This is a genomic window from Rhizobiales bacterium NRL2, assembly GCA_001664005.1.
Lineage (GTDB): Bacteria > Pseudomonadota > Alphaproteobacteria > Minwuiales > Minwuiaceae > Minwuia.
The window spans coordinates 1,366,102-1,390,613 of record CP016093.1; the positions used below are offsets into that span (position 1 = coordinate 1,366,102).

Below are 24,512 nucleotides of genomic sequence, written 5' to 3' on the forward strand. Positions count from 1 at the left end.
CCGGGCGGCACGGTCACGCTTTGCCCTCGCGCCGCGCCAGGACGATCGCCAGGCCCGCCAGCATGAAGAAGGCGCACAGCCACCAGCCGAGCCAGATCGAGTGCGCCGCGCCGAGCGCCGCCAGCACCATCACCGCAAGCGCCGCGAAGCCCGGCCGGAGTGCCGGCGCCGCGCGCAGGATGGCGAGAAAGACGCCGGCGACCAGCGCGCAAAGCAGCGCCGCGCCCGCGAGACCCAGATCCTGCCAGATCTGGACGAAGATCGAGTGCGGGTGCCAGATGCCTTCGGGGATGTAGAAGACGTTGGGGCCGGGATAGTCGCCATGCACGCGCTGATAGCCGATGCCGTGGCCCAGCCAGAACCGCTCGGGGACTGTCTCCGCCAGCGCCGCCCAGATCTCAGAACGCTCCCGGATCTTGTGGGTCAGCGTGCTGCCGCCGGCGAATATCGCGCCGGTCGCCCGGTCGAGCAGCGGAAACAGCCAGGGCGTCGTCAGGATGGCGGCGAGGACGGAAGCCATGATCGCGATGACGCCCGCGCGGCCCGCCGCCAGAACCAGCAGGGCCGCGATCAGGCCGGCCAACGCCATAACCAGCGACGTCTCGCTGATCGTCAGCAGCGACACGGCCATCAGGGCCGCCAGCACGAGCGGCGGGACCCAGCGCCGCCCGGAGGTGACCGCGAGCAGGGTGAGAGCCAGTGTCGCCAGCATCCAGAAATCGTTGAACCGCGCCAGGAATGCCGCCGGATCGTAGCTGCTCGCGCGGTCCAGCAATCCGCCGTCCCATCCCCCTTCGGCCACGGCCAGCCGCAATCTCAGCAGCCAGCGGCCGCTCAGCATGTCGACAAGCGCGATCAGCGCGGCGATGCCACACCCGGCGGCGAGCCAGGGCCGCAGGCGGACGCCGTCCAGCGGCGCGCGGGCGGCGCACCAGAGGAGGACGATGCCGGCCAGCAGCGCCGGGCCGGCGCGGCCCGCCAGTTTCTCCATGCCAGGCCGATAAGCGCTCTCGCCCCAACCCGGGCTTAGCACGGCAAGCAGCGTGATTGCCGAAAGGGCGGCTAGGGGCAAGACGAGCGGCAGCCCTGGTCCCGAGGCGCGGAACTCGCGCCGCCCCACGAGCCAGGCAGAAAGGAACGCCAGCACGGCAGGTGCGATCAGCCAGGCCATGGCGCGGTCCGACGGGAAGGCGAGCCAGGGAAGGAACAGCGCCATGAGGATCACGGCGGTCTGGGCGAGCCTTGGCCCGAGCCGGATGGCTGTCATGGACGGCACCTTCTGGGAGCGGCGGATTCGGCGGCGAAATTGCGTCAGGCGGGTGCGGGCCGCAAGCTCTTCCTTGCCGGGTGCGCAATCCCCTCTGGCGAGTGCCGCCCCGCGTCGGTATCTGTTGATCGAATGGGAGGACGGGAGGACTTCGCCATGGGTGCAACGATCGCGGACAGGATGCTGGCGCGGCGGGCCTTGCGCGAGGTGCTGCCGGGCGGCGGTTTCGTGCTCAGTTCGCCGGCGGCGCTGGGCGAGCATTCGCCGACGATCGGCACGGCGCTCGGCGAGCAGGCCACGCGGCGGCCGGATGCGCCCTTCCTGCGCTACCGTGAGGGCGATGGCTGGGCGACGCTGAGCTATGCCGACACACTCGGCCGCGCCAACGCGGTGGCGCACCGTCTGCGGGAACTCGGCCTCTCCAGCGAACGCCCGCTGATGATCCTGTCGGGCAACTCGATCGGCCACGCGCTCGCCAGCCTCGGGGCGATCGTGGCGGACGTGCCTGTCGTCCCCGTCTCGCCGGCCTACAGCCTGATGAGCGGCGACATGGGCAAGATCGCCCACATTGCCGGGCTGGTCACCCCCGGCGCGCTCTATGTCGACGCGCGCGAGCCCTTCGGGAAGGCCATCGCCGCCGCCGGCCCCGACCTGCCGTTGCTTCAGGCCGCCGATATCATGGAACTCGCGCCTTCCGAGTCGGGTCCGGCCGCGCACACGGGACCGGACGAGATCGCCAAGATCCTCTTCACCTCCGGTTCGACAGGCATACCCAAGGGCGTGATCAATACCCACCGCATGCTCTGCGCAAATCAGGCGATGATCCAGGCCGGCTGGCCGTTCGTCATGGAGTCGCCGCCGGTGCTGGTGGACTGGCTGCCCTGGAACCATACCTTCGGCGGCAATTTCTGTTTCAATCTGGCGCTGTTCAACGGCGGCGTCTTCCACATCGACGACGGCAAGCCGGCGCCGGGCCTGATCGAGCGCACGGTGGAGAACCTCCGTCTGGCGTCGCCGAACCTCTATTTCAATGTGCCCGCCGGTTTCGCGGCGCTGCTGCCGTTCCTGGAGGACGACGCGGCCTTGCGCGAGAACTTCTTCCGCGATCTCAAGCTGATCTTCTACGCCGGGGCCGCGCTGCCCCAGGATCTGTGGGAGCGGCTGGAAAAGGTCGCCGCGCGCTCAGGCAAGGAGCCGCCGATGATGGTCTCCGCCTGGGGCTCGACCGAGACGTCGCCGCTGGCGACGCTGGTGCATTTCCCGATCCCGCGCGCGGGCAATATCGGCCTGCCGGCGCCGGGGGTGGAACTGAAGTTCGCGCCCGTCGGCGACAAGCTGGAACTCCGCGTGAAGGGGCCGAACGTGACGCCCGGCTACTGGCGGCAGCCGGATCTCACCGAAGCCGCCTTCGACGCCGACGGTTTCTACCGCATGGGAGACGCCGGCTATCTGGCCGATGAGGCCGACCCTTCGGCCGGTGTCATCTTCGATGGCCGGGTCTCCGAGGATTTCAAGCTGATGACCGGCACCTGGGTCAGCACCGGCGCGCTCCGGGTCCGGCTCGTCGCCGCCTGCGCGCCGCTGGTCCAGGACATGATCGTCTGCGGCCACGACCGGGCCGAGGTCGGCGTCCTGATCTGGCGCGGGCCGGGCGCGGCCGACATGGCCGCCGACCGGCTGGCCGACGAGCTGTCGCAGCGGCTGGCCGCATGGAATGCGGAGAACCCCGGCTCGTCGACCGCGGTGCGGCGGTTCCGGGTGCTGGCGACGCCGCCGTCCATCGACGCCAACGAGATCACCGACAAGGGCTATGTGAACCAGGGCGCGGCGCTGGCCGCGCGCGCCGCCGATCTTGCCGCGCTCTACGACGACACGGCGGCGGGGACGTATCCGGTCGCCCGCTGACTGGCCCCGCCATTGCAACCTGCCTTCGTGAAACCGTGCCGGGGACGACCTTCCGGTACGGAGAAGAAGGCAGAAAGCGATGGAATTTCATAAGCTTGACCAGAAAGACGGGCTGATCCGGGCGGCAGGAAGAATCTGCCGGGCGGATCGCCGGACGTCAGGGATTCCGGCAAGGCTTGCCGCCCGCCGTGGAGGTCGCGCATGAGCCTGACCGCTTCTCTCAACTCCGCGCTCAGCGGCCTCAACGTCGCCCAGGCCGGCATCGCCGTCGTCTCCGACAATGTGGCCAACGTCAACACCGAGGGCTATGCCCGCAAGTCCGTGATCCAGAACGCCCGGGTCACCGGCGGCGTCGGCACGGGCGTCAAGGTCGAAGAGGTCCGCCGCATCGCCGACCAGTTCCTCAACAGCGAACTGCGCATCGCGATGGCCGAATTCGGGCGCTTCGAGGCGAAGAGCACCCTGCAGGAGCAGGCGACGTCGCTGATCGGCGATCCGACCGGGGAGCGCAACCTGGTCGCCCTGCTGGACAAGGCCCTGGTGGCGGCAGGCGCTCTCTCCGCCAACCCCGAGGCCAGCGGCAACCGCAGCGCACTGGTCGACGCCCTGCAGCGCTTCGGCGAGGATCTCGACCGGGTTTCCGACGGTATCCTCGATCTGCGCCGCCAGGCCGACCGGCGCATCGACGAAAAGGTCGGCCAGGCCAACACGCTGCTCTCGCAGGTCCACGACCTGAACCTGCGTGTCGCTTCGCTGGCCCAGTCCCAGGATGCAAACGGCCTGATCGAGCAGCGCGAGAAGAAGCTGGACGAGCTCTCGCAGATCATCGGCATCCGCGTCAGCAACACGGAAGACCGCCGCGTCTCGATCAGCACGACCGCCGGTCTGCCCCTGCTGGACACGGAGTTGCGCCGGATCGTCCACGAGAATGCCGGCAGCAGCGATTTCGGCCAGGTGTTCTCGCCGCTTTCGGTCGAGCGGGTGGATTCGCTCAGCGGCCAGACCTTCACCATCGACGGCAATATCGACGACCTTCTCGGTTCGGGCGAACTGCGCGGCCTGCTGGAAATGCGCGACGGCGATCTGAACCAGCTTTCGGTCGAGGTCGGCGCCTTCGCCGGCCAGGTCGCCGACCGGATCAACGCCGTGCACAACGAATTCACCGCCGTGCCGCCGCCTTCGGCCATGACCGGTCACGACACCGGCGCGCTGGCCACCGACCCGCACGGCTTCACCGGCATTGCCAGCTTCCACGCCTTCGACGGCAGCAACAACACCGTCGCCACGGCGACCGTCGACTTCGGCGCCATCGGCGGCACCGTCAACGATGTCATCAATGCCGTGAACGCGGGCCTGGGCGGCGCTGGCACGCTGGCGCTGAACGGCGGCGTCATGAGTTTCGCCGCCGCCGGAGGCTCCGCCGGCGTCGGTATCGCCCAGGATGCGGCGAACCCCGCCGACGCCAACGGACGCGGTTTCGCGCACCGCTTCGGGCTGAACGATCTGGTGCGTACGCCGACGGGGCCGCATTTCCAGACCGGTCTTGCCGCCGGTTCGGCGCACGGCTTCACCGGTGAAGCAACCTTCGCCATGGTCGGCCCGCGCAACGAACGGCCGTTGTCGACCACCATCGACCTCGGCGCCGTCGGCGGCACGGTCAACGATCTGCTCACCCAGCTCAATACCGACTTCGCGGGCGCCGCGACCTTCGGCATCGATGGCGCAGGCAAGCTCACCATGACCCCGGCCGGCGGCTTCTCGGATTTCCGTCTGGAACTGACCGCAGACAACACCCAGCGCGGCGCCTCGTCCCGTTCGGTTTCCGACTTCTTCGGCCTCGGTTCGGGGCCGCAGGCCTCGATGGCCGCCGGCTTCGCCGTCCGCAGCGACATCGCCGCCAGTCCGTCTGCCCTTGCCCTTGCGGAAATCAACGCCACGGGCACGCCGGCGGTGGCGATCGGCGACAACGCCGGGGCCGTGGCCCTGCAGGGACTGACCTCGGACACCGACGCCTTCTCGGGCGCAGGCCGTCTGCCGGCAATGAACGCGACGCTTTCCGAGATCGGGGCCGAACTGATGGGCCGGGCCGGGCAGGCCGCACAGGACATCACCATCCGCGCCGAGGACCGCGAAGCCCTGATGGAAGAGCTGAAGCTCAAGGTCGCGGAAATTTCGGGCGTCAACATGGACGAGGAAATGGCCCAGTTGATCCAGCTGCAGACCGCGTTCAACGCCGCCTCGCGCGTCATTTCGACGACGAACGAGCTGTTCGACATGCTGCTGCAGATCTGATTGGAGTGAACATCTGATGCGGATTGGAACCTTCAGCCAGAACGACCTGCTGGTACAGCAGATGCTGCGCCAGCAGGTGGAGCTCAGCCGCAGCCAGGAGCAGGTCTCCACCGGCAAGCGCTACAACGACACCGAGGGCTTCGGCGCCCAGTCGGCCAACATCGTCAACAGCCGCTCGCTGCTCACCCAGATCGAGGGCTTCCAGACCTCCAATCAGGCGCTGAAGGGTCGGCTTTCGGCCTTCGATTCGGCGCTTGTCGAACTGGAATCGATCGGCGGCGATCTGCGCGACGCGCTTCAGAAGGCCCGGGGTCTGGGCGACGGCACAGGCCTGGGCACGACGGTCAGCGGGTTGCTGGAACGCGCCGCGGCCGTGCTCAACACCCGCTTCGAAGGCCGCTTCCTGTTCGGCGGCACGACCTCCGATCAGCCGCCTCTGCTGGTCACCGACGAAGCCGAGATCCTCGCCGTCGCGGAGCCGCCGGGCGGGCAGTTCTTCGCCGACAGCGGCGAGGCGCTCACGGCCCGCGTCGACGAGCGCACCACCATCGAGATCGGCGTCACCGCCTCCCAGGTCGCCGGCGACCTGCTGCATTCCATGCAGCGCATCCTGATGTTCGATTCCGGCACCCTGCCGGCGGGCGCGGCCGGCTTCGCGCCGGCGGACGCCCTGGCCGGCCAGCTTTCCGAGAACGAGATCGACTTCATCGCCGACGAACTGGACAACGTCTTTTCCGCGGTCACCGGTCTGCAGACCGCGGCGACGGAGAACGGCCTCAACATGAAGGCCCTGGACGACGTCCAGGGGCGTCTGGAGGACCAGCAGATCGCGCTGACCGATATCCTCGCCAACGAAGAGGACGTCGATCTGGCCAAGGTTGCCGCGAAGCTCAATCAGCAGCAGGTGGCCCTGGAGGCCAGCCTGCGCATGATCGCCCAGATGCGCTCCATGAGCCTGCTCAACTTCCTCTGATCCGTCGCGCGGCGCGCCTCGCGAGAAGAAGGCTTAACCCGGGCCGCTCCGGCGTCCAGAATGGCTGCGGGAGCATGACGTCCTGGGGAGGAAGACTTGGCCGCTGTCGCATTCGAACTGCCCGACGAGGTGAGAGACGTCGTCGAGGGCCTGAAGGCCTTCGCGCGCAAGGAGGTGCTGACGCGCCACGAGAAGCACCGCGACCTGCTGGAAGACGGCCGCCGCAAATATGCCGACGATGGCCGGATCGCGCCGGAGGTGGTCGAACTGATCCGCGAAGTGCGCATGGCCGCCTCCGAAGCCGGCTACTACCAGATGTGCGTCCCCGAAGCCCTGGGCGGCGGCGGTCTCGGCATGCAGGCCTATTACGCCGGCTGGGAAGCGCTGTTCCACATGTGTGGGCCGCACAACTGGCTGATGGTCTACGCCATCAGTCACTGGGCCTTCGGTCCCAGCCGATTGCTGGAAAAGGTCACCGACCGGGCGCGGGACGAGATGCTGGAGCCGCTGATGTCGGGGCGCGCGGGCATGTGCTTCGGTCTCTCCGAGCCCGGCGCCGGCTCCGACGCTTCCATGATCCGCACCCGCGCGACGCCGGACGGCGACGGCTGGGTGATCGAGGGCCGCAAGATCTGGACGACGAACTCGCCGGTCGCCGACTACTGCATCGTCTTCGCGGTGACGGACCCGGAGCGGGCGAAAGCGAAGAAGGGCGGTATCTCCGCCTTTCTCGTCCCCACGGATGCGACCGGCTTCGAGGTGCAGCGGATCGTCAAGATGTTCGGTCAGATCGGCGGCGACGAAGCGGAGCTTCGCTTCGAGGGTTTGCGCGTCGAGCCCTGGCAGCTCGTCGGCGAACTGCACGAAGGTTTCGCCACCGCGCTCTACGGCGTCTCCCTGGGCCGGGTCTACAACTCGGCCCGCGCGGTCGGTACCGGCCGCTGGGCGCTGGAGCTGGCGATCGAATACAGCCAGGCGCGCGAGTCCTTCGGCAAGACCATCTCCGAGTATCAGGGCGTGACCTTCCCGCTGGCGAGTTCGGCGATGGAGCTGCACGCCGCCCATCTGATGGGCCTCAACGCCGCGAAACTGCTGGACTCCGGCGCACCGGCGGTGAAGGAACTGTCGATGACAAAGGCCTTTTCCGTGGAGATCGGCGTCAAGGCGGTCGACCGCGCCATGCAGACCCACGGCGCCATGGGCTTCACCAACGAGGTCGGTCTGTCGGAAGCCTGGCACAATCTCAGGATCATCAACGTCGCCGACGGCACCAACGAGATCCTGCGCCGGACCATCGTGCAGCGGCTGATGAAGGGCGATCTCGATCTGTAGGAGGGCGGGGCGATGGCGGACTGGCAGGTAACAGCGGCGGACGGCGTGCGGCTGGGCGGGCTGCGCTGGGACATCCCCGAACCGCGCGGTCTCGTCTACATCGCCCACGGTCTGGCCGAGCATGTCGGCCGCTATGACCGCTTCGCCCGGCATCTGAACGGACTGGGATTCTCGGTCGCCGGCCACGACCACCGCGGCCACGGGCGCAGCGTCGCGGGCGATGCCGAACCGGGGCACATCGCCGACCGTGACGGTTTCCACCTCATGGCGGACGATCTCGCCCGCGGCATGGATGCGTGGCGGGCGGAGCATGAGGGGCTGAAGCTCGCCCTCTTCGCCCATTCGATGGGCTCCTTCCTGGCGCAGATGGGAATGTGGCGCTGGCCGGAGAAAGTCGACGCCGTGGTCCTGTCGGGCTCCAACGGCCCGCCGCCGCCGATCGCGGGCGTGGGGCGGCTGATTGCGCGTATGGAACGGCTCCGGCTTGGCCGGCGCGGTCGCAGCCTGCTGATCCACGGCCTCGCCTTCGACGCCAACAACAAGGCCTTTGCGGCGGACGGTCCCACGAAACTGGAATGGCTGAGCCGGGACCGGGAAGAGGTGGACGCCTATGTTGCCGATCCCTGGTGCGGCTTCATCGCCACGACCGCGAGCTGGATCGCGCTGCTGGACGCGCTGCCGAAGCTGACGGCGAAGGGCAATGTCGACCGGATCCCGACGGATCTTCCGTTGCTGATCGCCTCGGGCGACCGGGATCCCATCGGCGATATGGGCCGGGGCGTCCGCCGCCTGCACGCCATCTACGCCGACCACGGCATGTCCGATCTGAGTTTGAAACTCTACGAGGGCGGCAGGCACGAGATGCTCAACGAGATCAACCGCGACGAGGTCATGGCCGATTTCGGCGACTGGCTGGCCGCGCGCCTTGTGACAGGCCGCGGCGGCGGGGCATAATCGGCGCCTCGGCCGAGCGGCCATTCAACCTCGAGGTGCAGCGTGGACGCGCCGGAACGCCTGTCGATTCTCGTCGCCGACGACAATCCTGCGGCGCGTACCCAGATCGTCCGCATCCTGGAGGAGCTGGGCCATGACACCACGGCGGTCGGGGACGGCGCCGAGGCGGTTTCGGCCATGGCGGCGCTGCGTTTCGACCTTGCGGTTCTCGACTTCGAGATGCCGGGACTGCGCGGCGACGAGGTCGCCCGCCGCGCCGGCGCCGACGGGCCGGCCTCGATCGGGCTTTCCTCGGCCGGTCTCGGCCGCGCCGAGTGGGGCGATGCGCCGATCGCCGAATGGCTCGCCAAGCCGGTCGACGCCAGGGCCCTGGCGGAGGCGGTCCGCCGCGCTGCCGCGCGGGGCCAGGACAGCGTGGCCGCCGCACCGCCGGTCGATCTCACCCATCTCGCCACCTACACGGACGGCGACGCTGCCCTGGAGCGGGAGCTGGCGGCGCTTTTCGCCGAGTCCTGCGAACGCTATGCCGGTCAGATGGCCCGTGCGGAGGACAGCCATCAGTGGCGGGACGCGGCGCATGGGCTGAAGGGCGCGGCGCGCGGCATCGGCGCCACCGAAGTCGCGCGGCTCGCGGCGTTCGCGGAAACCCTGCTGGGCCGCGGCGCGGAACAGCGCCGACAGGATGTGCTGGAACAGATCCGGGCGGCGGCGGACGACGTCAGCGCCTTCTTCGCCCGTCACCTGCAGGGAAGCTGATCAGGTGCGGATGCGCAGGTCGTCCATCGCCTTCAGCGCGGCGGTGTCGCCGACCTGATGACGCACGCGGGCGACAGTGTCGCGCAGGTTCTCGTCGACCCTGCCGGCGACTTCCTTCAGCACCTCCTCGCCATCGTCGACGAACAGCGCCTGCAGGCGCGCGATCGCCTGTTCGATCATCACGGTCTCGTCGTGGGGGGCGTGGGGAAAGTCGTCCTTGCTGCGGACGACGTCAGCGAGATTCTCGGCGAGAGCGTCGATCCTGTCCGCTTCGGCCAGGACGCGCCGCGCCCGGTCGGTGTCGAGCCCATCGGCGGCGGCCCGCAGCCGGGCGACGCCATCCCGGGCCTCGACGATCACCTCGTTGATGGCGACGACTTCGTCACTGCGGATCAGTTCCATGCCCGTGTTCTCCGGTCTCCATACTCGTCATTTAGTGGCGGGAACGAAAACCTCCAAGGCTTTCGGCAGCACGGAGAAATCGGCGGGCGTTTCGGCGATCACGTCGCCGTCGACATTGATCTCCTGCGTCGGCGTGGTCTCGACGCGCACGGCGGCGGCGCGGAGGGTGCGGACGTCCTGACGCCGCTTCAGGGCGCCGAACTTCAGATAGGGCAGCAGTTTGAGCATGCCCCATGGTCCGAGCGGCTTGACGTAGTAGACGTCCAGCCAGCCGTCATCGATGGCGGCGTCGTCGGCGATGGTGAGGCCGCCGCCGTAATGGACGCCATTGCCGACGGCGATCATGGTCGATTTCGTCTTCTTGGTGTCGCCGTTCCAGGTGATCCGGGCCTCGAACGGCGTCATATCCCGCTGGGCGTCGAGCCAGCTCAGCGGATAGCTCAGCAGTTTGAGGCGCTTCTTGCGTTCACCGGTGTGGTAGTTGGCGACCTTCACGCTGAACCCCATGCTGGCGACATTGAAGAAGGGCCGGCCGTTGACCATGCCAAGGTCGATGCGGCGCAGGCCGCCGCGCAGCACAACCCTGGCCGCGCGCTCCGGCTCGTGGGGAATGGCGAAGGTGCGCGCCAGATCGTTGGCCGTGCCGAGCGGTAGGATGCCGAAGGGACGTCCTGCATCCAGCAATGCTTCCGCCGAATGGCTGAAGGTGCCGTCGCCGCCGCCGAGGACGATACGGTCCGAATCGGGACCCAGGCTGCGGATCAGGCCGGAGATCTCTGCCGGGTCGTCGGGCAGGTGATAATCGACCCTGTCGCCCCCCGTTTCGAGCGTGCGGCAGGCCCTGCGGCCCGCGTCGGCCGCGTCGCCGCCGCCCGGATTGACGATCAACAGGGTTCTCTTGCCGCTCACTGTCAGCCCGCCCTTCCCGAAACGCCGTGCCGGGGAGGCTTATCCCGCCTCGTTCCCGGGTATGAAAGAATAGCGGCTGTCGCCGTCCTTCGGCACCTTCATGATTCCGTTGGCGCGCAGCACGATTTCGCCGTCTGCCTCCAGCCAGGCGTTGCAGAAGACCATGCGCGGCGTGGCCCGCACCAGTTCGGTCCGGCCCTGCACCCATTGGCCGAGTTTCGCCGGCGCCACGAAGTCGCAGGTGAGATTGACGGTGGGATAGAAGCGGCGCTGGCCATTCGCGACAGCGGCGCCGAAACCGATCTGCACATCGACAAGGGTCGCCAGCATGCCGCCATGGCAGGTGCCGACCGGATTGAGGTGCTTGCGTTCGACGCGGAAGCCGAGACTGGCCTGACCGTCGACGATGCGGCCGTAGATCGGTCCGACCAGGCCGAACAGGCCGTCACGGACGCCGAAGGGCTTGAAGCCCTCGGGTATGGCTGTCGCCTCGGATTCGCTCACGAAAATGCCGCCCTCGGATCGAATGTGCCGTACTCGCTGCCGCCCAGCTTGAAGATGCCGCTGGCGCGGGCCATCAGTTCCCCGTCGCCGCGCCGGATCCGGCAGTCGGCGAAGATCGTGCGCTTGCCGCGCCGCAGGATCTCCGTGCGGCCCTCGACCCAGTCGCCCTCGGCGGCCGGTGCGAGAAAATCGATGGTCGCGGCCATGGTGGGAATGAACTGGTCGGTGTCCAGTTGATAGCTGAGCGCGCAGTTGAGCTGCATGTCGACCAGCGTCATCAGCATGCCGCCATGCAGGTTGCCGGCCGTGTTCAGGTGCCGCTTCTCGACGCGGAAACCCAGGATCAGATCGCCGTCCGCGTCGCGCCAGTGGAAGGGGCCGCTTGCCTCGACGAACGGCGCAGGAATTCTTGCGGGGCGAAAGCCCTCCGGAATGTCGCTCATCAGGCCTTCGCGACCACGTCGGCCATGAACTGCTCCATCCGCCCGATGCTGTTCGCGGCGTCGCGGGCGGCCAGGTTGAGCATCAGGTGGTTGAAGCCGGCTTCCTTCAGGCGCGCCACATCCTCCGCCACGGTCGCCGCCGAGCCGGTCAGGATCATCCGTTCGCCGTCCTTGTTCTTCACTTCCTCGCCGATGGTGTTCCAGTGGCTCCAGTAGGCGAGGTCGATGGTCGACATGTCGCGGCCGGCCTCGTCGGCGAAGCCCTTCAGCCGATCCAGCCGCTTCGCGATCCGGGCATGCGTGTCCAGCGGGAATTTCGGGTTGTTGCCGATCGGGTACCAGCCGTCGCCATGGCTGACCACGCGCTTCAACGCCGGCGCGCTCTCGCCGCCGATCCAGAGCGGCGGATGCGGCTTCTGCACGGGCAGGGGACGGGTGCCGACATTGTCGAAGCGCACGTACTTGCCCTGGAAACTCGCCTGCTCGTTGGTCCAGACGGTGCGGAAGACCTCGAGATATTCGTCGGTCACCGCGCCGCGCTCGTCATAGGGCGGTACCTGCAGGGCTTCGAACTCCTCCTCCATCCAGCCGGCGCCGCAGCCGATGGTGATGCGGCCGTTGGAGAGCTGGTCGATGGTCGCGATGATCTTCGCCGTCAGCAGGGCGGGGCGGTGCGGCACCACCATCACCGATGTCAGCATCCGCAGCTTCGTCGTCGCCGCCATGGCGAAGGCGATGGCCGTGAGCTGGTCCATGCATTCGCCCGTCGCGGTGCCGGGGAAGGAGCCGTCGGGACTGTAGGGATAGGTGCTGTCGATCTGCGTCGGGATGACGACGTGATCGGGCACCAGCATGTAGCTGTAGCCGAGCCGCTCGCCGGCCGCCGCGAGGGTCTTCAGCCCGTCGGCGTTGGCCATCGGCCCGCGGGTAAACCAGGCGAAGCCGAAATCCATGACATCCTCCCCATGCGCACTATCCTCAGGGCCGAAGATAGCGGGCGTGGCGTCCGGGTCAAAAGGCATTGGTTGCGACATGATCTCGAACGAGGAGCGGGAATTCGTTCTGCGCCGGCCGCTGGGGCATCTGGGCACGGCGGACGCCGGAGCCGCGCCCCATGTCATGCCGGTCTGTTTCGCGCTGGAGGCGGAGGAGATATTCATCCCCATCGACGAGAAGCCGAAGGGGGGCGATATCCGCCGGCTGAAGCGGCTGCGCAACATCGCCGACAACCCGCGCGTCTGCCTGATGGTCGACCGCTACGATCCGGACTGGTCCGGGCTCGGCTGGGTCATGCTGCGGGGCGCCGCGGCGATCAAGGAGAGGGCGGCGGACCGCGCCGGTGCGATCGAGCTTCTCCGCGCGCGCTATGTGCAGTACCAGAGCATGGACTTGGAGACGCGGCCGCTGATCGTCATCCGGGTCGACAATGTCAGCAGTTGGGGCGACCTGAGCCGTTAGGGTCCGTCCGCCGGGGGGAGAAGCACGATGTACACGCCCGCGCATTTCGCCGTCGAGGACAGGGCCGCCTGTCACGACATCATTGATGCCAACGAGTTCGGGCTGCTGGTGACGGCTACCAGCGGCGCGCCCGAGGCCAGCCATCTGCCCTTCGTGCTGGATCGCGGCGAAGGCGAGCAGGGCGTGCTCTACGCCCATATGGCGCGCGCCAACCCGCAATGGCGCGATTTCGGCGACGCCGAGGCCCTCAGCATCTTCGCCGGTCCTCACGCCTATGTCTCACCGACCTGGTATCCCGGTGACGGTCCCGCCGTGCCGACCTGGAACTATACCGCCGTGCATTGCCATGGCCGACCGGAGATCATCGAGGATGCAGCGGAACGCGACCGCCTGATGGAGCGGCTGTCCGCGCGCTACGAGGGCGGTGGGCCCTGGTCCTATGGCGGCCTGCCCGAGAAGTTCCGCGCCGCGATGGTGAAGGGAATCGTGCCCTTCCGCATTCCCATCGCGCGCATGGAAGGCAAGGCGAAGCTGAGCCAAAACAAGTCCGCCGCCGACCGCGAGGCGCTGGCCCGCGGCCTGGCGGAAAGCGGGCGGGCCATGGAGGCCGAGATCGCCGCCGCGATGCGGGAAATCGAATGATCCGCCGGGCCAGGTGAAACGCCGCGCGGCCTCCGCTATCCTTTGCCGCGGCGCATTGCGGTCACAATTCGGGACGAAAAGTGCATGTCACCAATCGAACGGAGGCCGTCATGAACCGATTCCTGCTCGCCGGCGCCATGGCGCTGCTGCTGGCGCTGCCGGCGGCGGCCCAGAGCCAGAAGGCGGAAGACGGGCCGGCGGCGGATGCGAACCCGGCCCCGGAGATCATCAAGGTCTATGACGAGAACACGCTGAAGCCGGAGGATATCCGGGCCTGTCTGAAGAGCGACCTGGCCATCGCCGACATGGAGACCAGGGTCGCCGACTATGAGGATACGCTGACCAGTTTCCGCCAGCAGATCGCCGATCTCGGCGAAGACCTCGACCGCCGCCGCAAGCAGATCGACGGCACCGATCCGGAGGCGGTGGCCGAGTACAACCGCCGCGTCGACCGCCATGCGGATATGATCGACCGCTACAACGAGAAATTCGTACCCAACCTCACGGACCGGCGGAAACGGTTGAACGAGGCCATCGACACCTACAATCGTGACTGCGCGGAGAAGGCCTATTTCGAGGAAGACTGGCTGGAGGCGGTCGCGGAGCTCGGCATCGAGGATCCGCGCGCAACCGCCGGCGGCGGCAAGTAGACCGCGGCGCCAGCCGTCAGGGCATTCCGATGTCCGACGCAACCGCCCGGACTTGCCGCCCTTGGACTCGATCCAAGGGCCCAACCAACCGAAGAACCGAGACCTGGGTCCTGGGGTCAAGCCCCAGGACGCCAGGTGATTCCATCCCTTCCTGGAAGGATCCTAGGCCGCCAGCTGCTGCAGCCGTTCCTCGACCATCCAGAGGCGGTCGCCGCCCCAGAACAGCTCGCCGTCGATGGCGAAGGTGGGCACCCCGAACACGCCCATGTCGATGGCCAGCTGCCTTTCGCGTTCGTGACGCTCGGCCCCCTCGCCCGTGTACCAGTCGTCGAAGCCGGCGGTGTCCGCGCCGACTTCCGCCAGCACCGCCTTCACCTCCTCGACCACGCCCAGATCCAGCTCGCGGTGAAAGAACTTCTCGAAGGTGCGCCGCGCATAGGCGTGCAGCAGCCCCTGTTCCTCGGCGTAGGTCAGCCCGATTCCGGCGGGCCGGGAATCGAAGATCTTCTTCGGTCCCAGCACCGTCAGTCCCTTGCGGTTGGCCAGCCGGCGGGCGTCCATGTAGGCGTACTTCACCTTGCGCCATTCGTTCTCGGAGCGGGTTTCCACCGCGCCCAGGAATTCGGGGATGTGCAGCGTGAAGTGGACCCAGCGGAAGGTGACGCCGTAGCGCTCCTCCAGCGCGAGCAGGTCATCCATCACCAGATAGGCGAAGGGACTCTTCAGGTCGGTGAAATAGATCAGTTCCGCGTTCATGCGCCCCTCCCCAGGTGGCCGGTCTTGACATAGAGCAGGCAGCCGGTCTCCGACCGCGGCCGATGGCTCGAACCGTCCGGCAACCGCATCCACGTTCCCGCGCCATAGCGGCCGTTCTCGTCGGCCAGCTCGCCCGAGACCACGAAGACTTCCTCCCCGCCCTCATGGGTGTGATGCGGCGCTTCCGCGCCCGGCGCAAGTCTTGACAGGTAGATGCGTTCCGCATGGCCCGGCTCGTCGAACAGGTCGAAGACCTCCCGACCGGGCCAGGTGGCGTGCCAGCCTGCCGGATCGCTGGTGTCGATGCGGCGGGTGGGCCGGTCGGTTCCGGCGTACTGGCAGAGCTTCACGAACAGCGTGCAGCCGTGCTCGGTCCAGGGACGGTGGCGCGTGCCGGTGGGCAACAGGGTCATCGTTCCGGCCGGATACTCGCCGAATTCGTCTGCGAAGACGCCGTCCAGCACCAGCACCTCCTCGCCGAAGGGGTGGTCGTGTTCGGGGAAGCCGCAGCCGGGATCGAAACGCACGACCGAAGTCACCATGCCCTTTTCGGTATCGCCGATCAGTTCCAGGCGTTTGCGCCACACGCCGGGCGCGGGGCTCGCCTGCCAATCCATCTGGTTGGTGTCGATGACGACGGTCTTGCGGCGGTCGGCGTGCAGGTCGGACATGCGGCGGGCTCCTCTGGCTGGCGACGGGCTGGGAAGGTTCAGGCGCGCTCGAGAACCTGATCCGCCAATACGTGCCGAAGCACCTTGCCCGCGGCGTTCAGGGGCATCTCATCGACGAAGTATATCCGTTCCGGGCAGCGATAGCTCGCCAGGCGGGTCTTGCAATAGGCGATGATATCCTCGGGCGTCGCCTTCTCGTTTTCCGGGACGACGACTGCGGCGACGATCTCGCCCCAGGTTTCGTCCGGAAGACCGATGATCACGGCGTCGCGTACACCCGGCGCGTCCAGGAGGACCGGCTCCACCTCCGAGGGGTAGACGTTCTCACCGCCCCGGATGATCATGTGCTTCTTGCGTCCGGACAGATAGACATAACCGTCCGCGTCCTGACGGCCGAGATCTCCCGAATGCACCCAACCGTCCTTCAGGGTGGTTGCCGTTTCTTCGGCCATGTTCCAGTAGCCGCTGAACGCCGTCCCGCCCCGGGTCACGATCTCTCCGATCTCCCCCTGAGGCAACGGCTGGCCCTCGTCGTCGCAGATCATCAGATCGACCCCCTCAGAGGGCCGGCCGACCGATTCGAGTCGGTGATGGTGACCGGTCAGTGCGCTTCGATGGTCTTCCGGCGTCAGCACCGTCTGCGGGAGATCTTCGGTCTGGCCGAGAAACTGCACGAGTTCACCCTGGTAGACATCCATCAGTCGCCGCAACAGCGGCAGGCTCATCGGTGCGGCCGTGTACATGATCAGCCGCAGGCCCGAAAGCTGCTCGGGCCGGAAATCCTCGCGGGACAACGCCATGCTGAGAATGGTCGGCACCGTGTTGATGAATGTAACGTGGTGCTCGGCGATGGCTGCCATGGTGGTCGCGTAGTCGAACTGCGGCAGGATCACCTGGGTCGCGCCGCGCTGTATGGCTGCCAGACTGAGGATCAGGCAGGAGATGTGAAACATCGGCGTTGTCATGTGCATGACATCGTCGCTGCCCAGTCTGAGGTCGTACATCAACTTGATCGCGCGCACGTTCGCAGTGAACTGATCGATCATCGCGCCCTTCGGCCGGCCGGTCGTGCCGCTTGTGTAGCAGACGGCCAGCGTGCTCGCCGGATCGGGATCGCCAAGGCGGACCGGTGCGTCGCCGACACGCCCGGGCAGCCCCATCGCATCCGGTTGGTCGATCGGCAGCCAGCCAAGCTCAAGGACGTTCCGGAGTTCCTCGGCCTCCGACTCGTAGCGGCTGTCCGCGAGCAGTAGCACCGAGCCCGAATCCTCGATCTGAAAGCGGAATTCCGGCAGGCGCTGGCGATAGTTGAGCGGGACCGCCACGGCCTCGAGTGTTGCCAGTGCGCAAAGGGACTCGAGGAAATTCAGGCTGTTCACGTCGAGGATGGCGACCCGGTCGCCCCGCCGGACCCCCAGTTGCTCCAGGCGCCGGGCGATTGCCATCGTATCGGCGGCGAACTCGCGGAACGTGACAGTCCGCTCGGGCGCGATTGCGCAGATCTTGTCACCGAATCCGTTCGCCGCCGCCTGAACCAGCGCCGCAACGCTGTAGGCCGCCTGGTTGCTCATTGGAACGACATCCCGGCATGTGTCACGAGGAAACCGGTCATGTTCTCAGACCTCATAGAGTGATTGCGCCCACTTCACCGCGGCGGCGAAACCGTCACGGTCAAGACGCTGCATGAACTCGGTCTTCAGCTCATTCGGCGTGATATTGGTTGTCACGAAAGCTTCCTTGCCCATCTCCACGCAGGACTGGAAGCCCATGATTTCGTAGGATCGGTTCACCGCCGACTTGTTCAGATGCCAGGTTTCCGGGGCAAAACCCGAAAGACGTCTGGCCATGCGCCGGACCCTGTCTTCCAGCTTGCCGGTTTCGCAGACCTCGTTGACCAGGCCGTAGCGCAGAGCGGTATCCGCATCCACCAGTTCGCCGGTAAGCAGGATGTGCTTGGCGTGACGCATGCCCATGATCCAGGGACTGATCAGGAAGGGCGGGGCGTCAGAGAGCAGGATCTCGGGTTCGCCGAACCGGCCGCTGTCGTCCGTGAAGGAGAAGTCGCAGGCCATCGCCAGTTCGAAGGCCCCACCCAGGCAATAGCCCTGGACCATCGATATGACCGGCTTCTTCAGGTTCCATACGGCCCAGCACGTAGCGTTCCCCACGTCGACGTAGTCGCGGAAGGCGTTCGGCAATGGCTCGGCCAGATCGCCGCCAAGCGCTGCCGTGAGATCGTAGCCTGCCGAGAAGTTGCCGCCTGCGCCGCGCAGGGCGACAACACGGATCCCGTCATCTTCTGCTGCGTGGTCCAGAGCGGCCTTCACTTCCCGCCACTGGTCGAGACTGAAGGCGTTCAGAACCTTCGGACGGTTGAGTGTTATCCAGAACAGACCGTCTTCGTTGCTGGTTTCGATCGTTTGAAAGTTGGACATCTCGCCTCCCCCTGAGCGCCGCCTTGCCTCCCGCGCGGCTGCAGCTCCATCTCAATGCAGGTCGGATGGCAGCGCAAGTACCTCGGGCAGGTCGGGCCTGGCGAGCGCTGACACGTCAGGAGGTCCGGACGCTCCGGATCGCGGTCGACAATGTCGGCAGACGCCCCTTAGAGTCGAGGCAAACACGGCGCGTGCACGCGCCGTTCTCGGAGAGGACATGCCATGCCATATGCCGAAGGCCGCATCATCCACGATGCCGACAGCCACCTGATGGAGACGGCGGATTGCCTGGACCCGTACCTGGAAGAGCGCCTCAGGTTGCGTCTGCATGCGACGCCCGGCTATCTGAGGCGCAGGACCCAGCAGGAGGCGGCTGTCGAGGCCGCGAAGGCGAACCACGCCGATCCCGAGTTCCGCGCCGCCGCGAACGAGAACGTGATGCTGCGCAAGAACTACGACGCCCACGGCGCCTTCATCCGCAACGACCGCGGTGAGGCGCTGGACTACATGGGCTTCGCCAGCCAGCTTGTTTTCACCACCTTCTGCCTCGGCAATTTCGAACTCGACCAGTCCGGCGACATGGAGCTCTGCTACGCCGCCGCCAGCGCCCACAACAGGATGATGACGGATTTCTGTTCCGTCGACCGCCGGCTGCTGCCGACGGCCTATATCCCGCTGGAGGATTTCGAGCGCGCCCGCGCCTGCATGGCCGAGGCGATCGAACTGGGCGCGAAGGGCCTGATGGTGCCGTCGAAGTGCCCGCAGAACCACAGCCCCAGCCACATCGCTCTGGATCCGCTGTGGGCGATGGCCCAGGAAGCCGGCCTGCCGGTCCTGTTCCACGTCGGCGGCGAGCAGAAGCTGAACCCGGCCTACAAGGAGAACGGCCTGCCGCCGGTCAAGGACTTCCACGGCGGCGACGACAACTTCACCTCGGTCAGCTACATGCCGATCCCGGAGGCGGTGATGCAGACCGGCGCGACGCTGATCTTCGACGGCGTCTTCGACCGTTTCCCCGATCTGAGATGGGGTGCGATCGAACTGGGCGCCAACTGGGTGCCGGGCTGGATGCGGGCGATGGATTCGGCCGCGCACGCCTTCATCCGCAACGAGGAGCGGCTGCAGAAGCTGAGCGCGAAGCCCTCCGAGATCGTGCGCCGGCAGTTCCGCGCCGCGCCCTATCCGCACGAGGATGTGAGCTGGATCATCGCCAATGCGGGCGAAGAGGTGGCGGTGTTCTCGTCGGACTTTCCGCACATCGAAGGCGGCCGCAATCCGCTCAAGCGCTTCGGCGACTCGCTGGCCGACACGCCGAGGCGTGCGGTCGAGCGGTTCTACTGCGACAACTTCATCGATCTCATGGGGCGGGGCCTCGCGGAAGACCTGCGCCGTCCGGCGCAGATCTCGGCGGCCTGAACCGCGAGCGTCAGGCGACGCGTTCGTAGAGGGTCAGGATGTATCGGCGGTCTTCGGGGTCGAGTTCGCCGCGCTCCAGTTCCTCGCGGTGTTCGCGCAGGTCCTCGGCGGTGCCCTCGTAAAGGCCGGGACGCGCCAGCAGGGCGTCGATGGCCTTGAGAACCGACCTGTCGTCCTCGCCGATGTCGAGCTTCGGCGCGGCCTCGGCCTGCTGGCCCAGCTTCGGGTCGATGATCTCGTCCCAGCTCAGCTCGGCCGCCTCCAGCATCGACTGCGCCTCGCGCCCCGCCGCGGCGGCTGCCGCGTCATCGGCGTCGCCCATGCGCTCCAGCGCGTCGATCAGTGCATCGCGGTCGATAGCCATGTTGACGGTCTCCGGTTCTTCAGTTCACTTGGCGGCCGGACCGCGCCATATCACGAAGCGCGGGCGAAAGACAGTACATGCGGGACGGAAGCGTATGATCGACCTCTATTACTGGCCGACGCCGAACGGCTGGAAGATCTCCATCATGCTGGAGGAATGCAGACTGGACTATCGCATGGTCCCGGTGAACATCGGCGCGGGGGAGCAGTTCGAGCCGGATTTCCTGAAGATCAGCCCCAACAACCGCATGCCCGCCATCGTCGACAATGACGGCCCCGAAGGCGCGCCCTGGCACCTGATGGAATCGGGCGCGATCCTGATCTACCTGGCGGAGAAGACCGGCCGCTTCCTGCCCGCCGATCCCGGCGGCCGCTACCGCGCCATCGAGTGGCTGATGTGGCAGATGGGCGGCGTCGGCCCGATGTTCGGCCAGAACGGGCATTTCCGTCTCTACGCCACCGAGGACATTCCCTACGCGAAGCAGCGCTATCTGAACGAATCCAACCGCCTCTATGGCGTCCTCGACCGGCGTCTGGGCGAGGCGGAGTACGCCGCCGGCGACTATTCCATCGCCGACATGGCGCTGTTCCCGTGGTTCATGGTGCACCGCCAGCAGGGCGTGGCCATGGACGACTATCCGAATGTCCGCCGCTGGTACGAAGCGATCAAGCAGCGACCCGCGGTGCGCCGGGGCGTGGATCTCGGCCGGGAACTGCGCCGCAAGCCCGACGAGATGGGCGAGGCGGAGAAGAAGAACCTGTTCGGCGACAACCAGTTCGCCAAACGCGCATGAGCGGCGGTTCCGACAAGCCGGCGACCTACCTGGCCCAGGCGCTGGGTCATGTCGAGCCGACGAGCCGCGGTCTGGCGCCGGCGATCTATCCGGCCACGACCTACGAGCGCGACGCCGACCTGACCCTGCCCGGCGGGGCGGAATATGCCCGCGACGACAACCCCGGCTATACCCTGGCCGAGGAGATGCTGGCGAAGCTGGAGGGCGGCACGGAAGCCATGCTCTACGCCTCCGGCATGGCGGCGGCGGTGGCGCTGTTCCAGTCGCTGAGGTCGGGTGATTCCGTTATCGCGCCGGAGGTAATGTATTTCGGGCTGAAGGCCTGGCTGCAGGATTTCGGCGAACGCTTCGGCCTGGACGTCCGCTTCGTTGCCAACGACGCCGATGCCTACGCCGCGGCGCTGAAGGAACGGCCGGCGAAGCTGGTCTGGGCGGAGACGCCGGCCAACCCGCTCTGGCAGGTGACGGACCTCGCCGCGGTGGCCGAGGCCTGCCGCGCCTGCGGCGCGAAGCTGGGCGTCGACAACACCGTGCCCACGCCGCTGTTCACCCGACCGCTGGAGCTTGGCGCGGATTATGTCATGCATTCGGCGACGAAGTCGCTGAACGGCCATTCCGACGTGGTCGCCGGCGCGCTGGTGACCGGGAACGCCGATGACCCGCTCTGGCAGGGCGCGCATGTGCAGCGCCACAAGGGCGGCGCCATCGCCGGGCCGTTCGAGGCATGGCTGCTGGCCCGCGGCATGCGGACGCTCGCCGTCCGGGTCGAACGCGCCGCCGCCAACGCCATGCGCGTCGCCGAGGCTCTGGAGGTCCGCGGCGACGTCACGGTTCTCTATCCCGGGCTGCCAAGCCATCCGGGCCATGCGATCGCGAAGCGGCAGATGACCGGCGGTTTCGGATCGATGATGTCGGTGCTGACCGGCGGCGGGCGAGAGAGGGCGTATCGGGCGAAAGCGGGGCTCAGGCTGTTCCGCCGGGCGACGTCGCTGGGCGGGGTCGAGAGCCTGGTGGAACACCGCCGCATGGTGGAGGGGTCGACGTCGATGGCGCCGGACGACCTGCTGCGCCTCTCGGTCGGGATCGAGGACGCAGACGACCTGATCGCGGACCTGATGCAGGCGCTGGACGGCGCATAGAGGTAATAAGAAGGAGGGGGCGGAGCGATGATCGAACTCTACACCTGGGGTACGCCCAACGGTCGCAAGGTCTCCGTGATGCTGGAGGAATGCGGGCTCGACTATCAGGTCTATCCCGTGAACATCGCGAAGGACGAGCAGTTCGATCCGGACTTCCTGAAGATCAGCCCCAACAACAAGATTCCGGCGATCCTCGACAGCGACGGACCCGGGGGCGAATCGATCTCCGTCTTCGAGACCGGCGCCATCCTGATCTACCTGGCGCAGAAGACCGGCAGATTCCTGCCCGCCGAGCCGCGCGCCTTTCAAGAGACCATGCAGTGGCTGATGTGGCAGATGGGCGGCGTCGGGCCGATGATGGGCCAGGCCCACCATTTCCGCCGCTTCGCGCCCGAGAAGATTCCCTACGCCATCGACCGCTACACCAACGAGACGGCGCGGCTCTATGGCGTTCTCGACAAGCGGGTATCGGAGAGGGATTGGCTGGCGGCGGACCAGTACACCATCGCCGACATCGCCACCTTCCCCTGGATCGCGCGTCACGAATGGCAGGGAATGGAACTCACCGACTTTCCCAATCTGAAGCGCTGGTACGACCGCATCTGGGCGCGCGACGCGGTGAAGAAGGGCTTCGAGGTTCCCTGAGGCTGAGGCGATGAACCGTCTGCTCTTTGCTTTGGCCCTGTGGCTGGCGGTTATCGCACCGGCGGCCGCGGACGACATTGCGGCCCGGTTCGCAGGTCACGCCGGGGAGCAGACGCTGAAAATGGACTACGGCGTTTATGCCGGGATGCTGGCGAAGCACGTCGCCGAGGCACCGGACGGACTCGACACCTTCGACTACGCTGCCGTGGGCGCGGTCGAACGCCAGTCGCTGAAACGCCACATCGACACCATGGCGGCGATCGATCCGCTGACGCTGACGCGGGACCAGAAATTCGCCTACTGGGCCAATCTCTACAATGCGTTGACCCTCGACATCGTGCTCGACTCCTGGCCGGTGAACAGCATCCGCGATATCCGCCCTGACGAAGTCCCGCGCCGCATCGGCTCGGTCGGCTTTTTCGAGGGGCTTTCCGCGGCGGTGACCGGCGGGCCATGGAAGGCCAGGGTCGTCGAGGTCAATGGCGTCGCGCTGTCCCTCGACGACATCGAGCACCGGATCCTGCGTCCGATGGGCGACAACCGGGTGCATTACGCGGTCAACTGCGCCTCGGTCGGCTGCCCGGACCTGGGCGCCGAGCCCTGGCGGGCGGAGAGGCTGGACGCCGACCTGGACCGCGCCGCCGCCCAGTATGTCAATCATCCACGGGGCGTCCGGAGGCGGGCTGACGGGGGACTTGTCGTCTCCTCGATCTACGACTGGTTCGAGGAAGATTTCGGCGGCTCGGAGGCCGGCGTGCTGCAGCATCTGCGACGTCATGCCGATGCCGGAACGAAGGCGTTGCTCGACGGTGCCGAGGGCATCGAGGGATACGAATATGACTGGGCGGTCAATGCGCCCGGCGCGAGGGGAGAGGGGCGATGAGCGAGAAGCTGCTGCAACGCGAACCGGTGCAGCGGGTGCAGAACGCGCTGCGGGAGGCCGGGCTGGACACGGAGATTAGGGCGCTTTCGGAGACCGCGCGGACGGCGCAGGACGCGGCGCGCTCCCTCGATTGCGAACTGGGCGCGATCGTGAAGTCGCTGGTCTTCCGCGCCGGCGACAAGGCGGTCATGGCTCTGATCGCGGGCGACCGCACCTGCGACACCGATGCGCTGCGGGAAGTCCTGGACCTGCCCGACGGACTGGACCGGGCGACACCGGAGTTCGTCCGTGCCGAGACGGGCTTCACCATCGGCGGGGTCGCGCCTCTGGGTCATGTAAGTCGGGTTCCCATCGCCATCGATGCGTCGCTGGCCCGATTCGCGACGGTCTACGCCGCCGCCGGCCACCCGCACTGCGTCTTTCCGGCCACGTTCGACGATCTGGTGCGGGCGACCGGCGGGTCCGTCTCGGAAAAGATCGCGAATTAACCTTTCGGTGACGTTAGGAATACCGCGCGTTAACCTTTTCGGGCCCACGATCCTCCCGATGACGCGGCGGAAGCCGCATCGATCGGGAAGGAACCAACGACATGGGACGCTTTGATCCGAATCTCGCCGACGACCTGATGATCCGCGCCGAAACCGGTGACCGCGACGCGCAGTACCGACTGGGCCTCGTCTACGCTACCGAGAACGGCCCCGACGCGCTGGTCATGGCGCACAAGTGGTTCAATCTGGCCGCGATGTCGGGCGATACCCGCGCCCGCGCCGAGCGCCAGGAAATGGCCGAGATGATGAGCGCCGCCGAGATTGCCGAGGCCCAGCGCCGCGCCCGCGCCTGGATGGCCCGGCGCCAGAGCGCGCAGGCGGCCTGAAACAGACGGTTACCGGCCGGCGCTTGACCGGCCGCTGACATTGCCGCCT

The 24,512-nt window shown here is 67.2% G+C and carries 27 protein-coding genes; 16 read left to right on the forward strand and 11 right to left on the reverse strand.

Annotated elements, in window-relative coordinates; genetic code table 11:
- Positions 1 to 13: 13 nt before the first annotated feature.
- Complete coding sequence (locus tag TEF_06250) at positions 14 to 1,267, reverse strand: hypothetical protein (protein ID ANK80440.1); 1,254 nt, start codon at positions 1,265 to 1,267, stop codon at positions 14 to 16.
- A 156-nt stretch (positions 1,268 to 1,423) separates the two neighbouring features.
- On the opposite strand from TEF_06250, the gene TEF_06255 reads away from it, so the two are divergent.
- The 6 genes from TEF_06255 to TEF_06280 all read left to right on the forward strand — a co-directional run bounded on the left by TEF_06255 (position 1,424) and on the right by TEF_06280 (position 9,479).
- Entirely contained in the window at positions 1,424 to 3,172 is a 1,749-nt protein-coding gene (locus TEF_06255; protein ANK83312.1) for a hypothetical protein, read from the forward strand.
- A gap of 201 nt (positions 3,173 to 3,373) precedes the next feature.
- Positions 3,374 to 5,464 carry a flagellar hook-associated protein FlgK gene (locus TEF_06260; GenBank protein ANK80441.1) on the forward strand — a complete coding sequence of 697 codons (2,091 nt, stop codon included), beginning with the start codon at positions 3,374 to 3,376 and terminating at the stop codon, positions 5,462 to 5,464.
- A 16-nt stretch (positions 5,465 to 5,480) separates the two neighbouring features.
- Entirely contained in the window at positions 5,481 to 6,437 is a 957-nt protein-coding gene (locus TEF_06265) for a hypothetical protein (protein ID ANK80442.1), read from the forward strand.
- Positions 6,438 to 6,533: 96 nt separating this feature from the next.
- Complete coding sequence (locus TEF_06270) at positions 6,534 to 7,769, forward strand: hypothetical protein (protein ID ANK80443.1); 1,236 nt, start codon at positions 6,534 to 6,536, stop codon at positions 7,767 to 7,769.
- A 12-nt stretch (positions 7,770 to 7,781) separates the two neighbouring features.
- Positions 7,782 to 8,723: a hypothetical protein gene (locus tag TEF_06275; protein ID ANK80444.1), complete on the forward strand. Its 942-nt coding sequence runs from the start codon at positions 7,782 to 7,784 to the stop codon at positions 8,721 to 8,723.
- A gap of 42 nt (positions 8,724 to 8,765) precedes the next feature.
- Complete coding sequence (locus TEF_06280) at positions 8,766 to 9,479, forward strand: hypothetical protein (GenBank protein ID ANK80445.1); 714 nt, start codon at positions 8,766 to 8,768, stop codon at positions 9,477 to 9,479.
- On the opposite strand, the gene TEF_06285 is transcribed toward TEF_06280, so the two are convergent.
- The 5 genes from TEF_06285 to TEF_06305 are packed head-to-tail and all read right to left on the reverse strand — an operon-like array spanning position 9,480 to position 12,690.
- On the reverse strand, positions 9,480 to 9,881 hold the full coding sequence (locus tag TEF_06285) for a hypothetical protein (GenBank protein ID ANK80446.1): 402 nt from the start codon (positions 9,879 to 9,881) through the stop codon (positions 9,480 to 9,482). It abuts the gene before it with no gap.
- 27 nt (positions 9,882 to 9,908) lie between these two features.
- Positions 9,909 to 10,796 carry a hypothetical protein gene (locus tag TEF_06290; GenBank protein ID ANK80447.1) on the reverse strand — a complete coding sequence of 296 codons (888 nt, stop codon included), beginning with the start codon at positions 10,794 to 10,796 and terminating at the stop codon, positions 9,909 to 9,911.
- Positions 10,797 to 10,829: 33 nt separating this feature from the next.
- Positions 10,830 to 11,294: a hypothetical protein gene (locus tag TEF_06295; GenBank protein ID ANK80448.1), complete on the reverse strand. Its 465-nt coding sequence runs from the start codon at positions 11,292 to 11,294 to the stop codon at positions 10,830 to 10,832.
- Positions 11,291 to 11,737: a hypothetical protein gene (locus TEF_06300; protein ID ANK80449.1), complete on the reverse strand. Its 447-nt coding sequence runs from the start codon at positions 11,735 to 11,737 to the stop codon at positions 11,291 to 11,293. Before TEF_06300 ends, TEF_06295 begins: the two co-directional genes overlap by 4 nt.
- Positions 11,737 to 12,690, reverse strand: coding sequence for a hypothetical protein (locus tag TEF_06305; protein ANK80450.1), 954 nt, complete (start codon positions 12,688 to 12,690; stop codon positions 11,737 to 11,739). The genes TEF_06300 and TEF_06305 overlap by 1 nt, the downstream gene beginning before the upstream one ends.
- Positions 12,691 to 12,769: 79 nt before the next feature.
- Between TEF_06305 and TEF_06310 the strand changes: the two genes are divergently transcribed.
- The 3 genes from TEF_06310 to TEF_06320 all read left to right on the forward strand — a co-directional run bounded on the left by TEF_06310 (position 12,770) and on the right by TEF_06320 (position 14,487).
- Positions 12,770 to 13,195: a PPOX class F420-dependent oxidoreductase gene (locus tag TEF_06310; protein ID ANK80451.1), complete on the forward strand. Its 426-nt coding sequence runs from the start codon at positions 12,770 to 12,772 to the stop codon at positions 13,193 to 13,195.
- Positions 13,196 to 13,222: 27 nt separating this feature from the next.
- Complete coding sequence (locus TEF_06315) at positions 13,223 to 13,837, forward strand: hypothetical protein (protein ID ANK80452.1); 615 nt, start codon at positions 13,223 to 13,225, stop codon at positions 13,835 to 13,837.
- A gap of 110 nt (positions 13,838 to 13,947) precedes the next feature.
- Positions 13,948 to 14,487 carry a hypothetical protein gene (locus TEF_06320; protein ID ANK80453.1) on the forward strand — a complete coding sequence of 180 codons (540 nt, stop codon included), beginning with the start codon at positions 13,948 to 13,950 and terminating at the stop codon, positions 14,485 to 14,487.
- Positions 14,488 to 14,649: 162 nt separating this feature from the next.
- Here TEF_06320 and TEF_06325 read toward each other — a convergent pair whose 3' ends face one another.
- The 4 genes from TEF_06325 to TEF_06340 are packed head-to-tail and all read right to left on the reverse strand — an operon-like array spanning position 14,650 to position 18,349.
- Positions 14,650 to 15,243 carry a hypothetical protein gene (locus tag TEF_06325; protein ANK80454.1) on the reverse strand — a complete coding sequence of 198 codons (594 nt, stop codon included), beginning with the start codon at positions 15,241 to 15,243 and terminating at the stop codon, positions 14,650 to 14,652.
- Positions 15,240 to 15,914: a hypothetical protein gene (locus TEF_06330; GenBank protein ID ANK80455.1), complete on the reverse strand. Its 675-nt coding sequence runs from the start codon at positions 15,912 to 15,914 to the stop codon at positions 15,240 to 15,242. Before TEF_06330 ends, TEF_06325 begins: the two co-directional genes overlap by 4 nt.
- Positions 15,915 to 15,952: 38 nt before the next feature.
- Positions 15,953 to 17,485 carry a hypothetical protein gene (locus TEF_06335; GenBank protein ANK80456.1) on the reverse strand — a complete coding sequence of 511 codons (1,533 nt, stop codon included), beginning with the start codon at positions 17,483 to 17,485 and terminating at the stop codon, positions 15,953 to 15,955.
- Between the two features lie 45 nt (positions 17,486 to 17,530).
- On the reverse strand, positions 17,531 to 18,349 hold the full coding sequence (locus TEF_06340) for a hypothetical protein (GenBank protein ANK80457.1): 819 nt from the start codon (positions 18,347 to 18,349) through the stop codon (positions 17,531 to 17,533).
- Between the two features lie 222 nt (positions 18,350 to 18,571).
- On the opposite strand from TEF_06340, the gene TEF_06345 reads away from it, so the two are divergent.
- A complete protein-coding gene (locus TEF_06345; protein ANK80458.1) occupies positions 18,572 to 19,765 on the forward strand; it encodes an amidohydrolase in 1,194 nt (397 codons plus the stop codon).
- Between the two features lie 10 nt (positions 19,766 to 19,775).
- Here the strand turns inward: TEF_06345 and TEF_06350 are convergent, their stop codons facing one another.
- On the reverse strand, positions 19,776 to 20,129 hold the full coding sequence (locus tag TEF_06350; protein ANK80459.1) for a hypothetical protein: 354 nt from the start codon (positions 20,127 to 20,129) through the stop codon (positions 19,776 to 19,778).
- A 94-nt stretch (positions 20,130 to 20,223) separates the two neighbouring features.
- Here TEF_06350 and TEF_06355 point away from each other — a divergent pair, with 94 nt between their 5' ends.
- The 6 genes from TEF_06355 (at position 20,224) to TEF_06380 (ending at position 24,463) form a co-directional block, all read left to right on the forward strand.
- The gene (locus TEF_06355; GenBank protein ANK80460.1) at positions 20,224 to 20,922 is read left to right on the forward strand and encodes a hypothetical protein; all 699 of its coding nucleotides are present in this window, start codon (positions 20,224 to 20,226) and stop codon (positions 20,920 to 20,922) included.
- Positions 20,919 to 22,061: a cystathionine gamma-synthase gene (locus TEF_06360; protein ANK80461.1), complete on the forward strand. Its 1,143-nt coding sequence runs from the start codon at positions 20,919 to 20,921 to the stop codon at positions 22,059 to 22,061. The genes TEF_06355 and TEF_06360 overlap by 4 nt, the downstream gene beginning before the upstream one ends.
- Before the next feature lie 27 nt (positions 22,062 to 22,088).
- Positions 22,089 to 22,706, forward strand: a complete 618-nt coding sequence (locus tag TEF_06365; GenBank protein ANK80462.1) for a glutathione S-transferase — start codon at positions 22,089 to 22,091, stop codon at positions 22,704 to 22,706.
- A 10-nt stretch (positions 22,707 to 22,716) separates the two neighbouring features.
- Positions 22,717 to 23,589: a hypothetical protein gene (locus TEF_06370; GenBank protein ANK80463.1), complete on the forward strand. Its 873-nt coding sequence runs from the start codon at positions 22,717 to 22,719 to the stop codon at positions 23,587 to 23,589.
- Positions 23,586 to 24,077, forward strand: coding sequence for a hypothetical protein (locus tag TEF_06375; protein ANK80464.1), 492 nt, complete (start codon positions 23,586 to 23,588; stop codon positions 24,075 to 24,077). Before TEF_06370 ends, TEF_06375 begins: the two co-directional genes overlap by 4 nt.
- Positions 24,078 to 24,178: 101 nt before the next feature.
- On the forward strand, positions 24,179 to 24,463 hold the full coding sequence (locus tag TEF_06380) for a hypothetical protein (GenBank protein ID ANK80465.1): 285 nt from the start codon (positions 24,179 to 24,181) through the stop codon (positions 24,461 to 24,463).
- Positions 24,464 to 24,512 lie beyond the last annotated feature (49 nt).

Bases quoted from the DNA above. Each gene is read 5' to 3' on its own strand.
- TEF_06375 (ANK80464.1), top strand. From the start codon at position 23,586: ATGAGCGAGAAGCTGCTGCAACGCGAACCGGTGCAGCGGGTGCAGAAC.
- TEF_06255 (ANK83312.1), top strand. From the start codon at position 1,424: ATGGGTGCAACGATCGCGGACAGGATGCTGGCGCGGCGGGCCTTGCGC.
- TEF_06260 (ANK80441.1), top strand. From the start codon at position 3,374: ATGAGCCTGACCGCTTCTCTCAACTCCGCGCTCAGCGGCCTCAACGTC.
- TEF_06360 (ANK80461.1), top strand. From the start codon at position 20,919: ATGAGCGGCGGTTCCGACAAGCCGGCGACCTACCTGGCCCAGGCGCTG.
- TEF_06275 (ANK80444.1), top strand. From the start codon at position 7,782: ATGGCGGACTGGCAGGTAACAGCGGCGGACGGCGTGCGGCTGGGCGGG.
- TEF_06345 (ANK80458.1), top strand. From the start codon at position 18,572: ATGCCATATGCCGAAGGCCGCATCATCCACGATGCCGACAGCCACCTG.
- TEF_06250 (ANK80440.1), bottom strand. From the start codon at position 1,267: ATGACAGCCATCCGGCTCGGGCCAAGGCTCGCCCAGACCGCCGTGATC.
- TEF_06320 (ANK80453.1), top strand. From the start codon at position 13,948: ATGAACCGATTCCTGCTCGCCGGCGCCATGGCGCTGCTGCTGGCGCTG.
- TEF_06355 (ANK80460.1), top strand. From the start codon at position 20,224: ATGATCGACCTCTATTACTGGCCGACGCCGAACGGCTGGAAGATCTCC.
- TEF_06325 (ANK80454.1), bottom strand. From the start codon at position 15,243: ATGAACGCGGAACTGATCTATTTCACCGACCTGAAGAGTCCCTTCGCC.
- TEF_06265 (ANK80442.1), top strand. From the start codon at position 5,481: ATGCGGATTGGAACCTTCAGCCAGAACGACCTGCTGGTACAGCAGATG.
- TEF_06310 (ANK80451.1), top strand. From the start codon at position 12,770: ATGATCTCGAACGAGGAGCGGGAATTCGTTCTGCGCCGGCCGCTGGGG.
- TEF_06330 (ANK80455.1), bottom strand. From the start codon at position 15,914: ATGTCCGACCTGCACGCCGACCGCCGCAAGACCGTCGTCATCGACACC.
- TEF_06370 (ANK80463.1), top strand. From the start codon at position 22,717: ATGAACCGTCTGCTCTTTGCTTTGGCCCTGTGGCTGGCGGTTATCGCA.
- TEF_06305 (ANK80450.1), bottom strand. From the start codon at position 12,690: ATGGATTTCGGCTTCGCCTGGTTTACCCGCGGGCCGATGGCCAACGCC.
- TEF_06340 (ANK80457.1), bottom strand. From the start codon at position 18,349: ATGTCCAACTTTCAAACGATCGAAACCAGCAACGAAGACGGTCTGTTC.
- TEF_06380 (ANK80465.1), top strand. From the start codon at position 24,179: ATGGGACGCTTTGATCCGAATCTCGCCGACGACCTGATGATCCGCGCC.
- TEF_06315 (ANK80452.1), top strand. From the start codon at position 13,223: ATGTACACGCCCGCGCATTTCGCCGTCGAGGACAGGGCCGCCTGTCAC.
- TEF_06365 (ANK80462.1), top strand. From the start codon at position 22,089: ATGATCGAACTCTACACCTGGGGTACGCCCAACGGTCGCAAGGTCTCC.
- TEF_06350 (ANK80459.1), bottom strand. From the start codon at position 20,129: ATGGCTATCGACCGCGATGCACTGATCGACGCGCTGGAGCGCATGGGC.
- TEF_06285 (ANK80446.1), bottom strand. From the start codon at position 9,881: ATGGAACTGATCCGCAGTGACGAAGTCGTCGCCATCAACGAGGTGATC.
- TEF_06335 (ANK80456.1), bottom strand. From the start codon at position 17,485: ATGAGCAACCAGGCGGCCTACAGCGTTGCGGCGCTGGTTCAGGCGGCG.
- TEF_06300 (ANK80449.1), bottom strand. From the start codon at position 11,737: ATGAGCGACATTCCGGAGGGCTTTCGCCCCGCAAGAATTCCTGCGCCG.